This is a genomic window from Streptomyces sp. M41(2017), from assembly GCF_002078175.1.
Classification (GTDB): Bacteria; Actinomycetota; Actinomycetes; order Streptomycetales; family Streptomycetaceae; genus Streptomyces.
The window spans coordinates 1302067-1315920 of record NZ_MWFK01000001.1; the positions used below are offsets into that span (position 1 = coordinate 1302067).

General features: G+C 70.0%; 10 protein-coding genes. 7 read left to right on the forward strand and 3 right to left on the reverse strand.

What is annotated here, in order from left to right; genetic code table 11:
- Positions 1 to 121: 121 nt before the first annotated feature.
- From B0675_RS05695 to B0675_RS05710, 4 genes are all read left to right on the forward strand, one after another.
- Positions 122 to 877: a TIGR03089 family protein gene (locus B0675_RS05695; RefSeq protein WP_081217654.1), complete on the forward strand. Its 756-nt coding sequence runs from the start codon at positions 122 to 124 to the stop codon at positions 875 to 877.
- A 135-nt stretch (positions 878 to 1012) separates the two neighbouring features.
- Positions 1013 to 2287, forward strand: coding sequence for an LCP family protein (locus tag B0675_RS05700; RefSeq protein ID WP_081221608.1), 1275 nt, complete (start codon positions 1013 to 1015; stop codon positions 2285 to 2287).
- Between the two features lie 246 nt (positions 2288 to 2533).
- Entirely contained in the window at positions 2534 to 4285 is a 1752-nt protein-coding gene (locus tag B0675_RS05705) for an LCP family protein (protein ID WP_081217655.1), read from the forward strand.
- Positions 4286 to 4410: 125 nt separating this feature from the next.
- A complete protein-coding gene (locus B0675_RS05710; protein WP_081217656.1) occupies positions 4411 to 6144 on the forward strand; it encodes an LCP family protein in 1734 nt (577 codons plus the stop codon).
- A gap of 86 nt (positions 6145 to 6230) precedes the next feature.
- Here B0675_RS05710 and B0675_RS05715 read toward each other — a convergent pair whose 3' ends face one another.
- Positions 6231 to 7286: a glycosyltransferase family 2 protein gene (locus B0675_RS05715; protein WP_081217657.1), complete on the reverse strand. Its 1056-nt coding sequence runs from the start codon at positions 7284 to 7286 to the stop codon at positions 6231 to 6233.
- A gap of 316 nt (positions 7287 to 7602) precedes the next feature.
- On the opposite strand from B0675_RS05715, the gene B0675_RS05720 reads away from it, so the two are divergent.
- Positions 7603 to 8967, forward strand: a complete 1365-nt coding sequence (locus tag B0675_RS05720) for an LCP family protein (RefSeq protein ID WP_241539706.1) — start codon at positions 7603 to 7605, stop codon at positions 8965 to 8967.
- Positions 8968 to 9063: 96 nt separating this feature from the next.
- On the opposite strand, the gene B0675_RS05725 is transcribed toward B0675_RS05720, so the two are convergent.
- A complete protein-coding gene (locus B0675_RS05725) occupies positions 9064 to 9615 on the reverse strand; it encodes an acyl-CoA thioesterase (protein WP_081217659.1) in 552 nt (183 codons plus the stop codon).
- Between the two features lie 119 nt (positions 9616 to 9734).
- Between B0675_RS05725 and B0675_RS05730 the strand changes: the two genes are divergently transcribed.
- Positions 9735 to 11030 (forward strand): LCP family protein, encoded by a 1296-nt coding sequence (locus B0675_RS05730; protein ID WP_081221609.1) that lies wholly within the window; start codon positions 9735 to 9737, stop codon positions 11028 to 11030.
- 102 nt (positions 11031 to 11132) lie between these two features.
- On the opposite strand, the gene B0675_RS05735 is transcribed toward B0675_RS05730, so the two are convergent.
- Positions 11133 to 12305, reverse strand: a complete 1173-nt coding sequence (locus B0675_RS05735) for an acyl-CoA dehydrogenase family protein (RefSeq protein ID WP_081217660.1) — start codon at positions 12303 to 12305, stop codon at positions 11133 to 11135.
- Positions 12306 to 12494: 189 nt separating this feature from the next.
- Between B0675_RS05735 and B0675_RS05740 the strand changes: the two genes are divergently transcribed.
- Positions 12495 to 13838: a UDP-glucose/GDP-mannose dehydrogenase family protein gene (locus B0675_RS05740; protein ID WP_081217661.1), complete on the forward strand. Its 1344-nt coding sequence runs from the start codon at positions 12495 to 12497 to the stop codon at positions 13836 to 13838.
- Positions 13839 to 13854 lie beyond the last annotated feature (16 nt).

Here is a 13854-nt window from a genome sequence, read left to right on the forward strand (position 1 = left end):
ATCTTGGACATAGTCATACATATCTGTCCATCCCGGAATTGACGGACCGTCGGACGCGCTCCGCCGAACCGGTGGCTCGCGCCGCCGGTGCCGCGTGGCGTCCCCGCGTAGGCTTGCCCGCGTGAACGCCACCGACCGCACCCCCGCCGACCTGCTGCGATCCGCGCTCTCCACGGATCCGGCGCGCCCCCTGGTGACCTTCTACGACGACGCGACGGGCGAACGCGTCGAATTGTCCGTGGCCACCTTCGCCAATTGGGTGGCCAAGACGGCCAACCTGCTGCAGGGCGAACTGTCCGCCGAACCCGGCGAGCGCGTCGCGCTGCTGCTGCCCGCGCACTGGCAGACGGCCGTGTGGCTGCTCGCCTGCTCGTCGGTGGGTGTCGTCGCGGACCTCGGGGGCGACCCGGCCGCGGCGGACCACGTCGTCGCCGGACCGGGCAGGTTCGAGGACGGCCTCGCCTGCTCCGGCGAGCGGATCGCGCTGTCCCTCGCCCCGCTCGGCCGCCGCTTCCCGGCCCCGCCCGCGGGGTACGCCGACTACGCGGTGGAGGTCCCGAGCCAGGGCGACCGGTTCGCGCCGTACGCGCCGGTCGACCCCGAGGAGCCGGCACTGATCGTCGCGGGGGCCGCCTGGACCGGCGCGGAGGTCGTCGAGCAGGCCCGCTCCGACGCTCCCGGACTGGACCTGACGGGACCCGGCTCACGGATCCTCTCGGCGCTCCCGTACGACACCTGGGAGGGTCTGTCCGCGGGCCTCTACGCGCCGCTCGCCACCGGCGGCTCGGTGGTGCTGTGCCGCCACCTCGACCAGCTGGGGGACGACCGCCTCGCGCAGCGGATCGAGAGCGAGCGCGTGACGGCGACGGCCCGCTGACCGGTGGGCTACGGCCCCGGGGACCCGGGGCCGTAGCCCGTTCGGCCCATCACCGGCCCCCCTCACCAGCCACTTCGGGACATGGTCGTAGGAGCAAGACACGCTCGTACACCAGGAGGGGTGGTGGATTCCGACGTGACCGACTCCGAAGGCACTCCCCCCGGACGTCCGCAGGGGCCGGTGCCGGGAGCGTCGCCCACCGGGGCCGGGCTGACCCGCCGGCGCAGGCGCTGGCTGCGCTACACAGCGATCGGTGCGGCGGTGGTGGTGCTCGGCGCGGGGGTGGCCGGCTGGGTCGTCTACGAGAAGCTGAACGGGAACATCACGGCCGACGACGACGCGGCGGCCGAGCTCGCCCGGTACGAGAAGGAACGGCCCACCGCGCTGGTGCACGGCGCGCAGAACATCCTCATGATCGGCTCGGACTCGCGCTCGGGCGCCGGCAACAAGAAGTACGGACGCGACTCGGGGACGGAGCGGTCCGACACCACGATCCTGCTGCACCTCGCAGCCGACCGGCGCAGCGCGACCGCCATGTCCCTGCCCCGCGACCTGATGGTGGACGTGCCGGGCTGCCGGCGCCCGGACGGCACCCGTACCGAGCCCATGTTCGCGATGTTCAACTACGCGTTCCAGGTGGGTGGTTCGGCCTGCACCATCCGGACCGTCGAGAAGCTGACGAACATCCGCGTCGACCATCACATGGTGGTGGACTTCCACGGCTTCAAGGACATGGTCGACGCGGTGGACGGTGTCGAGGTGTGCCTGAAGAAGCCCATCGACGACAAGGCCGCGAAGCTGCGGCTGCCCGCGGGCAAGGTCGTGCTCGACGGCGAGCAGGCGCTGGGCTACGTCCGCGCCCGCAAGACCATCGGCGACGGCAGCGACACCGACCGCATGGACCGCCAGCAGCGGTTCCTCGGCGCGCTCGTCAACAAGGTGCGCAGCAACGACGTCCTGCTGAACCCGGCCAAGCTGTATCCGGTCCTGGACGCGGCCACCTCGTCGCTCACCACCGACCCGGGCCTCGCGAGCCTGCGCGGCCTCTACGACCTGGTGCGCGGTATGCGGAACATCCCCACGCAGAGCGTGCAGTTCCTGACGGTGCCGCGGACCGCGTACGCCCTGAACGCCAACCGCGACCAGCTCGTGGAGCCCGAGGCGACCCAGCTCTTCGAGCGGCTGCGCACGGACCAGCCCGTGACGGTCACGAAGGAGTCCGCCGAGAAGGCCTCCGAGGGCCCGCCGCCGCATTCCGCAACTCCGTACGAGAACTCCCTCTCCCGTCACCCGGCGCAGTCGAACAGCGACGGTAGGTCGATGCTGCTGCTTCCCGGCGCCCTTACAGGAACGCCTGATCCCGCGCCGACTTTCCGGGGTAACACTGCGGCCGAGGACGCCTGCGGGTAAAGCGTGCGCCAAGGCGGGGAACAGCTGAGCTAAGAACTCTCCGAGAAATAGGGCGGATTGCCCGGTTGTAGGGACGTTGAATTTGTCACGGTCGTGGCTCGACGCTGAACTGGGCGGATAGTGTGAGCGATCCGGTGCACCCGGCCACGAGGTTGGTCCTCGTGGGTCGCGCATCGCTGACCGAGACCCGAGCGCCTTTTGAGGGGGAAAGGCGCCGCGTGGCCCCGACGGAGGATTCAGACAACCGTGGACGCGCAAGGCCGTGGGCGGGCGGACAACATCGATCCCGCAGACCAGTGGGTGCTCAACCCGAACACCGGCGAATACGAACTGCGACTGACCCCTTCCGGAGCGCAGTCGGGAGTGCCGCGCCCGCGCAGGGGTACGCCCCCTTCGCAGGCACGCACCCGGACCGAACCGGGCCGGGACCGCGCGGCGCCGGGGCGGGACCGTGAGGCGCCGGGCACCGACGTGCCCGGACCGCGGCGACGCCGTGGCGAACCGCCGGAGCCCGAGCCGGGGCGACGGCGCGGACGCACCAAGCCGAAGAAGAAGTCGAAGGCGAAGAAGGTCCTGCTGTGGACCGGCGGCACGATGGCGTTCGTGCTGATCGCCGCCTCCGGTGCCGCGTACGCCTACCTCAAGCACCTCGAGGGCAACGTCAGCTCGACGGACATCGGCGACTCGGGCAAGGACGGCTTCAGCAAGGACGAGGCCTTCAACATCCTCATCATCGGCACCGACAAGCGGACCGGTAAGGGCAACGAGGGCTACGGCGACAAGAACAGCGTCGGGCACGCGGACACGAACATCCTGTTGCACGTCTCCAAGGACCGGACGAACGCGACCGCGATGAGCATCCCGCGCGACCTCATCGTCGACATCCCCGAGTGCAGGACGAAGCTGGACGACGGCACCGAGAAGGTCATCCAGCCGACTCGCAACGTCCGCTTCAACACGAGCCTCGGGCAGGAGGACCGCAACCCCGGCTGCACGATGGACACGGTGAAGGCCGTCACCGGCATCTCCGTGGACCACTTCGCGATGGTCGACTTCAACGCGGTGAAGACCCTCACCAGCGCGGTGGGCGGTGTGGAGGTCTGTCTCGCCAAGGACGTCGACGACCCGGACTCGCACCTCAAGCTCTCCGCCGGCAAGCACACCATCGAGGGCGAACAGGCCCTCGCGTTCGTGCGCACCCGGCACAGCTTCGGCAACCAGGGCGACCTCGACCGCATCAAGGTGCAGCAGCAGTTCATGGCCTCGCTGATGCGCAAGATGAGTTCGGGCGACACCCTCACCAATCCGAAGAAGCTCATCGATCTGGCCGAGGCGGCCACCAAGGCGCTCACCGTGGACACCGGCATCGCCAAGGTCACCACGCTCAAGGACATGGCGCTCGAACTGAAGAAGGTGCCGACGAAGAACATCACCTTCACGACGGTCCCGGTGATCGACAATCCCGCCGACGGCGTGATCCACAAGACCGTGATCGTCAACCCGACGACGTCCCAGCCGGTCTTCGACGCCATCAAGAACGACGTCTCCTTCACCGCCGTGAAGCAGAAGGCGAAGAAGGAGAAGGCGGAGGTCACCGCCCGCCTCAAGGGCTCCCGCTCGTCCGCCTCCGACATCCGCGTCGACATCTACAACGGCGGCGCCAAGGCAGGCTCCGCACAGGAAACTCTTAACTGGCTGCAGAACACTGAGGGCGTGCTCAAGTCCAGCCAACTCGGAAACGCCGACGAAACACTCGACAAGACGAGCCTGGAGTACTCTCCCGACCAGGCCGACCAGGCACGCAAGCTGGCGGACCTCATGGGGCTGCCCGCTTCGGCGATGAAGCCGGGCAAGAGCGAGAAGAACGCTCAGGGGCTGCCGGCGATCGTGCTGACCCTGGGCAAGGACTTCAAGGGCGCCGGGGTGCCGCTGACGGCTTCCACGAAGGCGCCTGACGTGGACAAGTCCACGGCGGACAAGACGGTGTGCGCCAAGTGATGACCTAACGGGTCCGAGAAGCGTCCTACAGGACGCGAGAGACCGGCCGGCCGGACGTTCTACGCGTCCGGCCGGACGCGCGACGGATCCGTTTGTCAGGCGCAGGGGTGGGAGGGGCTGGGGAGATGGCGCAGAGCAGTGTGCGTGGGGAGAGTGCACGACCACGTGTCCGGCGGGCCGGCGAACCGGGCTGGGGCGAGAACCTGTTCGAGGAGGGCGACGAGCCCGTTCGTACGGACGGCACCGAACACGGACCGGCCGCGGGTGACACGTCCGGGCAGGCCGACGACGGCACGTCGGCCGCACCGCGGAAGCAGGACCGCGGCGGCGGGGGCCGGGGCGGACGACGGCACGGCGGCGGCGGACGCCCCCGGCGCAGACGCCGCATACTCCGCTGGTCGGCGATGGTCCTGGCGCTGCTGATACTCGGCACCGCCGGCGCGGGCTATCTCTACTACCGGCATCTGAACGCGAACATCAAGAAGGACGACCTGAACATCGGCGACGACAAGAACCGGGCACCGGCGCCGAAGCCGAACGCCGCGGGTCAGACGCCGCTGAACATCCTCCTGATCGGTTCCGACGGCCGCAACTCCAAAGAGGACCAGAAGCTGGGCGGCGCGAAGGACACCTTCAACTCGGCGCCGCGCGCGGACGTCCAGATGCTGCTGCACCTGTCGGCGGACCGCACCAACATGTCGGTCGTGAGCATGCCCCGGGACACGCTGCTCCAGATCCCCGAGTGCACCGACCCCCACACCGACAAGACGTACGCCGCGAGCACATCACTCACCATGACGAACGACTCTCTGGGCCGCGGGGGCCCCGGGTGCACGGTCGCCACGTGGGAGAAGCTCACCGACATCCACATCGACCACTTCATCATGGTCGACTTCGCCGGAGTGGTGTCGATGGCCGACGCCATCGGAGGCGTCCCGGTGTGCGTGGACGCCAACATCTACTCCCACACCTCCAACGGCCACGGCTCCGGCCTGAAGCTCAAGAAGGGCACGACGTCCGTCCAGGGCAAGCAGGCCCTGGAGTGGCTGCGCACCCGCTACGGCTTCGAGGACGGCAGCGACATAGGCCGCACCAAGGCCCAGCACCAGTACATGAACTCGATGGTGCGCCAGCTGCGGGAGAACGCCACGCTGAGCAACCCGGGCAAGCTGAAGAACCTCGCCGAGACCGCCACCGACGCCCTGACCGTCGACGACGGGCTCGGCTCGGTCACCAAGCTCTACGACCTCAGCAAAGAACTCAAGAAGGTCCCGACGGACCGCATCAACATGACCACGATGCCGTGGGTGTACTCCTCCGACGGCAACCGCGTGCTCCCCAAGCCGACCGACGCCGACAAGGTCTGGCGGCTGCTGCGCGAGGACATCGCGCTGGACGGCGTCGGAAAGAAGAAGGCCAAGGAGCGCACGTCGAAGGACCCGGCCGCGGCGGACGACCGGATCGCCGTGCAGGTGCAGAACGGCACCCGTACCGACACTCTGGCGCCGGTCGGCGGTCGGGCCAGCACGGTGAGCGCGCTGCTCACGGAGAAGGGTTTCACGCGGGCCACCGCCGACCAGACGACGGCGACCGCCGAGGACACCACGCTGATCCGCTACCCGAGCGGCGACCTGGAGGGTGACGCCCTGCGCGTCGCCAAGGCTCTCGGTGTTCCGTCGAGCGCGGTGGAGAAGTCCGCCGACGTCTCCGGGGTCACCCTGGTCGTCGGGGCGGACTGGCGGGACGGCACGAAGTACAAGGCCCCGAAGGACGACGACTCGACGCCGTCCTCGGCCAAGCTCGACAAGGGCTCGGACACCGGCGCGTGCATGCACGTCGACCCGGACTACACCTGGTAGGAACGGCGCCGGACCCAGCGGGCGGCCGCACGACACGCGTCGGGCCCCTCTCTTCCGAGAGGGGCCCGACGCGTGTGCGGGACAGGTCAGTCGGAGCTGGCGGCCGGCGCCGTCGCCGCACCGCCGAGCACCGCCGGACGCCGGGACGCGACGACCTTCCGGGCCAGCGCCTTCGGGCTGGTGAGGAAACCCCAGCCCCACGACATGTGCATCGTCGCCAGGGCGACGGGGATCTGCAGACGGGCCTTCACGGGCAGCCCCCTGCCCGCGGGCAGCGAACCGAGCGCGATGGCCGCGAGGTAGCCGGCCGGGACGGCGAAGCCCCACGGCGTCAGCGCCGCTCCGACGACGACGCCCGCGGCGATCGCGCACACCGCGGTCGGCGGGGCGAGGTAGCGCAGGTTGATGGAGCCCTCGTGGTAGCGGGCGACGACGTGCCGCCAGCGGCCGTAGTCCTTGTACTGCTTGGCCAGCGCCTTCACGCTCGGCCGCGGCCGGTACGACACCCGCAGCTCGGGCGAGAACCAGATCAGGCCGCCCGCCTCCCGGATGCGGAAGTTCAGCTCCCAGTCCTGGGCGCGGACGAACTCCTCGTTGTACCCGCCCTGTTGCTCCAGCGCCTCGCGCCGGAACACCCCGAGGTACACGGTCTCGGCCGGAGCCGCGTCGCCGCCCGTGTGGAAGGCGGCGTTGCCCACACCGATCTTCGACGTCATGGCCGCGGCGACGGCGTGCTCCCAGTCGTTCTCGCCCTCGGCGTGCATGACGCCGCCGACGTTCTGCGCGCCGGTCTCCTCCAGGAGGCGTACGGCGGTGGCGATGTAGTCCGGGGAGAGGATGCCGTGGCCGTCGACCCGCACGACGACGGGGTGCCGGGACGCCTTGATCGCGGCGTTCAGCGCGGCGGGCGTGCGCCCCGTCGGGTTCGGCACGGTGTGGACCCTCGGGTCCTCACGCACGAGGTCGGCCGCGATCTCGTCCGTCCGGTCCGTCGAGGGACCGAGGGCGATCACGACCTCCATCTCGCCGTCGTACCGCTGCGCGAGGATCGCTCGGACCGCCCCGCGCAGATGCCGCTCCTCGTTGAGGACGGGCATGATCACAGAAACGGCGGGAGTGCGCACGTCAGACTTCTCGCTCATCGGGCGCCACGTTACCGCGAACGGGGGACACGGGCGCGCGCCGCCCGGCTCGGGGACCGGGCCGCAGATCGTATGGGCCTACCGTTCACACGGATCCCCACGCCCAGCGGTACGCGGCCCCCGTCCGGCCTCGCGGAACGCGTCCCTCCCCCGTCCAGCCTCGCGGAGGTGTCCCCCCTTGCCCACGCCGCCCCGCTCCCCCGCACGCCCTCAGCGCCCCTCGCAGCCGTCCCCCGCACGCCGACCGGCCGTCCGGTCCGACGGCCGCCCCGCGCGTCCCGTGCGCCCCGTACGGCGTAAGAAGCCACGCTGGGCCATGCGGGCGGTGACGACCGTCTCCGTGGTGGTCCTCGCGTCGGCGGGCATCGGGCACGCGGTGGTGACCAGCCTGGACGCGGACATCGCCCGGGTCGACCCCTTCAAGGACATGAAGAACCGGCCCGAGGCCGGGAACGGCATGAACGTGCTCCTCGTCGGCACCGACGGCCGGGACAGGATCACCGAGGCGGAGCGGCGGAAGTACCGGCTCGGCGGCGCGCCCTGCCACTGCACCGACACGATCATGATCGTGCACATCTCGGAGGACCGGGAGCGCGCCAGTGTCGTCAGCCTGCCGCGCGACTCGTACGCCGAGACGCCCGCGCACACCGACGCCGTCTCCGGCAAGCGGCACGAGCCGCACCCCATCAAGCTGAACGCGGCGTACGCGGAGGGCGGCCCGACCCTGACCGTGCGGACCGTCGAGAACATGACCCACGTGAAGATCGACCACTATCTGGAGGTCGACTTCACCAGCTTCATGAAGACGGTGGACGTGCTCGGCGGGGTGAAGATCTGCACCGTGCAGCCCCTGAAGGACAGCTACACCGGCCTCGACCTGGCGCCGGGCTCGCACGTGCTGGGCGGTGGCCAGGCCCTGCAGTTCGTCCGGTCCCGGCACGCCGACGGCTCCTCCGACCTCGGCCGGATGCAGCGCCAGCAGCGCTTCCTCGCGGCCCTCGTCGACCAGGCCACCTCGTCCGGGGTGCTGCTGAACCCGATGAAGTTCCGTGACGTCACGCGGGCCGTGCTGGGCTCGGTGCGGGCCGACAAGGGCTTCGGGACGGACGAGCTGCTGGACCTCGGCCGGGCGATGCGGAACTTCGCGCCGTCCTCGTCGGAGTTCACGACCGTGCCGATCGGACAGATGGGGTACGTCGTCAAGGGCATCGGCTCGACCCTGAAGTGGGACCCGGAGAAGTCGCGGAAGCTCTTCGAGGCGCTGCGCGAGGACAAGCCGCTCACGGAGCACAAGGCCCCGCGGCAGCAGGCCGTCCGGGTCGACGTGGCCCCCCAGCAGATCCGCGTCCAGGTGGAGAACGGGACCGCCACGGCGGGCCTCGGCAAGCAGGTCGACAGCGCGCTGGCCGCCACCGGCTTCCGTACGACGCACCAGCCCGCCACCGCCCAGGACCGGACCGTGCAGCGCACCGTCGTCGCGTACGACCCGCGCTGGGACCGCTCGGCGAAGTCGCTCTCGACGGCGCTGCCCGGCTCCGAACTGCGCGCGGTCCCCGGACAGGGTCCGCTGCTGAAGGTGATCGCCGGCTCGGACTTCAAGAAGGTCACGCGGGTCCGCGCGGACGACCCGGGCCAGGGCGAGTTCGGCGCGGTGACGGGCGACCAGGTGGTGTGCCCGTGACAGCGGTGTACTCGTGACGAGCGGGCGGAGGGCCCGGCGGCGGGCCCGTCGCCCGGCCTGAGGCCGGTGGCACCCGTCACGGGGTGTCGGAGGGCGTCAGAGGGTGTCGAGACCCTCCGCGGCGCGCTTCTCGCGCAGTTCCATGATCGCGCGGCGGCGGGCCAGGCGGTGGGTGCGGCGGATCTGGGCCTCCTGGTAGCGGCGCTCGTCGCGCTCGGTCTCGGGGAGGACCTGCGGGACCCGGCGCGGCTTGCCGTCGGCGTCGACGGCGGCGAAGACCAGGTAGGCCGAGCCGACCTGCTGGGCGGGCGTCGACTCGTTCCAGCGCTCGGCGAGGACCCGGACGCCCACCTCCATCGAGGTCCGGCCCGTCCAGTTGACCTGCGCCTTCACATGGACGAGGTCGCCCACGCGGACCGGTTCGAGGAAGGCCATCTCGTCCATCGAGGCGGTGACGGCCGGCCCGCCGGAGTGCCGCCCGGCCACCGCGCCCGCCGCGTCGTCGACGAGCTTCATGATCACGCCACCGTGCACCGTGCCCAGGAGGTTGGTGTCGTTGTGGGTCATGATGTGGCTCAGGGTGGTCCGGGACGCGGAGGTCGGCTTGCCCGGAATATCGAATTCCGGGTTGGGGGCCAGGTCTGTCATGACGTCCACCTTATGCCGGGGGCACACACGGTCGTTTTGCATCAGCTCTGCAACAGGCGTGACCCAGATCTCCCGGCTCTCTTGTAAGAGACATGGTGGAGCCCTGCACACTGGTCGGCATGAACGATTGGCCCGACGACAGCCGCGGCAACGGCGGCAACCGCTACGGACGCGGCAGCGCAGGCTCGCAGCCTGAAGGTGCCCGCGTCATGCGCCAGGTCCGCCGTGGACCGTCGGCACCCGCTCCGGGCCCGGACGCACCGCCGTACGGCGGCGGGGTGCCCCGGCAGCCTCAGTACGTCGACGGGCAGGGCTACGACGACGGCTACGACAACGGGTACGACTCCGGCTACAACACGGGGCACGTGTACGGCGCCCCGGGCGGCCCCGGCGGTCCGCAGGGCCCCGGCGCCGGTCCCGGCCGTCCGCGTCAGGCACCGAACTGGCGGCGCCGGATCAAGTGGACGGCGATCACGCTGGTCACGCTGCTGGTCGTGGTCTCCGTCGGCACCTACTTCTGGGCCGACTCCAAGCTGCACCGTGACGTCGATCTCTCCAAGGTCATCGACCGGCCGGAGGCCGGTGAGGGCACGAACTACCTGATCGTCGGTTCCGACAGCCGCGCCGGCATGTCCGCGGAGGACAAGAAGAAGCTGCACACCGGCTCGGCCGCGGGCAAGCGCACCGACTCGATGATGATCCTGCACACCGGGAGCAACGGGTCGACGCTGGTCTCGCTGCCGCGTGACTCGGACGTCGAGATCCCCACGTTCAAGGGTTCCGACTCCGGCAAGACGTACCAGGGCACCGGCCGGCACGTGAAGCTGAACGCGGCCTACGCCGAGGACGGCCCCGAACTGCTCGTGCGCACGGTCGAGTTCAACACCGGCCTGCGCATCGACCACTACACGGAGATCGGCTTCGGCGGCTTCGCGAAGATCGTCGACGCGGTCGGCGGTGTCGAGATGAACCTCGACAAGGGCTTCAAGGACAAGTACTCGGGCGCCGACTTCAAGGCGGGCAAGCAGACGCTGAACGGCGAGCAGGCCCTGGCGTTCGTCCGGACCCGGCACGCGTTCGCCGCCTCCGACCTGGAGCGCACCAAGAACCAGCAGAAGTTCCTGGCCGCGCTGGCCCACCAGGTGGCGACCCCGTCGACGGTGCTGAACCCGTTCAAGCTCTACCCGACCATGGGCGCCGGCCTCGACAGCCTCGTCGTCGACAAGGACATGAGCCTGTGGGACCTGGCCGACATGTTCTGGGCCATGAAGGGCGTCACCGGCGGCGAGGGCAAGTCGATGAACATGCCGATCTCCGGCTCCACGGGCGGCAACCTCGTCTGGGACAAGACGAAGGTGAAGGAGCTGGTGACCCAGCTCAAGAACGACGACAAGGTGACGGTCACCGGCAACTGAGCCCGCGCCGGACCGGCTGACGTACGACGAAAAGGTGGGAGGCCCCCTCGGGGGGTGCCTCCCACCTTTCGCGTCGGCCGGCCGTCACCGACCGTTTTCTGACTACGGCAGGTTGCGGGCCATGACGATCCGCTGGACCTGGTTCGTACCCTCGTAGATCTGCGTGATCTTCGCGTCGCGCATCATGCGCTCGACCGGGTAGTCGCGGGTGTAGCCGTAGCCGCCGAGGAGCTGGACGGCGTCCGTGGTGACCTCCATGGCGACGTCCGAGGCGAAGCACTTGGCGGCGGCGCCCTGGAAGGTGAGTCCCTTTTCCCCACCTCCGGCGGCGACGCGCTCCGAGGTGGCGGCAGCCGCGTACGTGAGCTGGCGGGCGGCCTCGATCTTCATGGCCATGTCGGCGAGCATGAACTGGATGCCCTGGAAGTCGGCGATCGGCTTGCCGAACTGCTTGCGCTCCTGGACGTAGCCCTTGGCGTAGTCGAGGGCGCCCTGGGCGATGCCGAGGGCCTGGGCCGCGATGGTGATGCGGGTGTGGTCCAGCGTCTTCATGGCGGTCGCGAAGCCGGTGCCCTCCTCGCCGATCATGCGGTCGGCCGGGATGCGCACGTTGTCGAGGTAGACCTCGCGGGTCGGGCTGCCCTTGATGCCGAGCTTGCGCTCCGGGACACCGAAGGAGACGCCCTCGTCGGACTTCTCGACCACGAAGGCGGAGATGCCCTTGGAGCGCTTCGTCGGGTCGGTGACGGCCATCACCGTGTAGTACTCGGAGACGCCCGCGTTGGTGATCCAGCGCTTGACGCCGTTCAGGACCCAGAAGTCGCCGTCGCGCACGGCCTTGGTCTTCATGCCGGCCGCGTCGGAACCGGCGTCCGGTTCGGAGAGGCAGTACGAGAACATGCCGTCGCCCTTGGCGAGCGGGCCCAGGTACTTCTTCTTCAGGTCCTCGGAGCCGGAGAGGATCACCGGCAGCGAGCCGAGCTTGTTCACGGCGGGGATCAGCGAGGAGGACGCGCAGACGCGGGCCACCTCCTCGATCACGATGACCGTGGCGAGGGCGTCGGCGCCCGCGCCGCCGTACTCCTCGGGGACGTGCACGGCGTGCAGGTCGTTGGCGACGAGGGCGTCCAGCGCCTCCTGCGGGAAGCGGGCCTCCTCGTCCACGGCCGCGGCGAACGGCGCGATCTTCGCCTCGGCCAGCGAACGGATCGCGTCCCGGAGCATGTCGTGCTCCTCGGACGGGCGGTACAGGTCGAAATCAGCCGATCCGGCCAAGGTCTCTCACGCTCCAAGGAATGCTGTGACAGCGACGCTAACTACTGTTAAGTAACCCAAATTTTAGGGGTCCGCCCACGCGAGGGATACGTGAGCTTGGCGACAAGGGGGAAACTGCCCGTGAAAGCGCTCCCCCAAGCCCCGACTATGCTCGGGCGCGCACCGACGCCGCACACCCCAGGAGCACCCATGGCCCTCAAGATCACCGTGATCGGCACCGGCTACCTCGGCGCCACGCACGCCGCGGCCATGGCCGAACTCGGCTTCGAGGTGCTCGGGCTCGACGTGGTGCCGGAGAAGATCGAGATGCTCCAGCGGGGCGAGGTCCCGATGTACGAGCCCGGTCTGGAGGAGCTGCTGCGCAAGCACGTGGCCGGGATCGAGGGCTCGACGGGCCGGCTGCGCTTCACCCTGGACTGGGCCGAGGCCGGGGCCTTCGGCGACGTTCACTTCGTCTGCGTGAACACCCCGCAGAAGCACGGCGAGTACGCGTGCGACATGTCGTACGTCGACTCCGCCTTCGAGTCGCTCGCGCCGCACCTGCACGGTCCCGCGCTGGTCGTCGGCAAGTCCACCGTGCCGGTGGGTTCGGCGGCGCGGCTGGCGGAGCGGCTCGCGGAGCTGGCGCCCGCCGGGGAGGACGCCGAGCTCGCCTGGAACCCCGAGTTCCTGCGGGAGGGCTTCGCGGTGAACGACACCCTGCACCCCGACCGGATCGTGGTGGGTGTGCGCAGCGAGCGCGCCGAGAAGCTGCTGCGCGAGGTCTATGTCACGCCGGTCGCGGAGGGGTCGCCGTTCGTGGTGACCGACTTCCCGACCGCCGAGCTGGTGAAGACGTCCGCGAACTCCTTCCTCGCCACGAAGATCTCGTTCATCAACGCGATGGCCGAGGTGTGCGAGGCCGCCGACGGCGACGTGGCCAAGCTGGCCGAGGCCATAGGGCACGACGAGCGGATCGGGAAGAAGTTCCTGCGGGCCGGGATCGGCTTCGGGGGCGGCTGTCTGCCCAAGGACATCCGCGCGTTCATGGCGCGCGCCGGTGAGCTGGGCGCCGACCAGGCGCTGACGTTCCTGCGCGAGGTCGACGCCATCAACATGCGGCGCCGCGGTCAGATGGTGGAGATGGCGCGTGAGGCGCTCGGTGGCGGCTCGTTCCTCGGCAAGCGGGTCGCCGTGCTCGGCGCGACCTTCAAGCCGGACTCGGACGACGTGCGGGACTCCCCGGCGCTGAACGTCGCCGGGCAGATCCACCTCCAGGGCGGCCAGGTCACCGTCTACGACCCGAAGGGCATGGCGAACGCGCGCCGGCTCTTCCCCACACTGGGGTACGCCGACACCGCGACGCAGGCCGTGCGGGGCGCCGATGTGGTCCTGCACCTGACGGAGTGGCGGGAGTTCCGCGAGCTGGACCCGGCGGTGCTGGGCGAGGCGGTCACGTCCCGGGTGCTGCTGGACGGACGGAACGCGCTGGATCCCGAGGTGTGGCGCCGGGCCGGCTGGACGTACCGGGCGATGGGGCGGCCCACCGCCTGAGGGTGCCGGGGCGACG

Excerpts from the sequence above, each read along its gene's own strand:
- B0675_RS05710 (WP_081217656.1), top strand. The coding sequence starts at position 4,411 with ATGGCGCAGAGCAGTGTGCGTGGGGAGAGTGCACGACCACGTGTCCGG.
- B0675_RS05715 (WP_081217657.1), bottom strand. The coding sequence starts at position 7,286 with ATGAGCGAGAAGTCTGACGTGCGCACTCCCGCCGTTTCTGTGATCATG.
- B0675_RS05720 (WP_241539706.1), top strand. The coding sequence starts at position 7,603 with ATGCGGGCGGTGACGACCGTCTCCGTGGTGGTCCTCGCGTCGGCGGGC.
- B0675_RS05725 (WP_081217659.1), bottom strand. The coding sequence starts at position 9,615 with ATGACAGACCTGGCCCCCAACCCGGAATTCGATATTCCGGGCAAGCCG.
- B0675_RS05730 (WP_081221609.1), top strand. The coding sequence starts at position 9,735 with ATGAACGATTGGCCCGACGACAGCCGCGGCAACGGCGGCAACCGCTAC.
- B0675_RS05740 (WP_081217661.1), top strand. The coding sequence starts at position 12,495 with ATGGCCCTCAAGATCACCGTGATCGGCACCGGCTACCTCGGCGCCACG.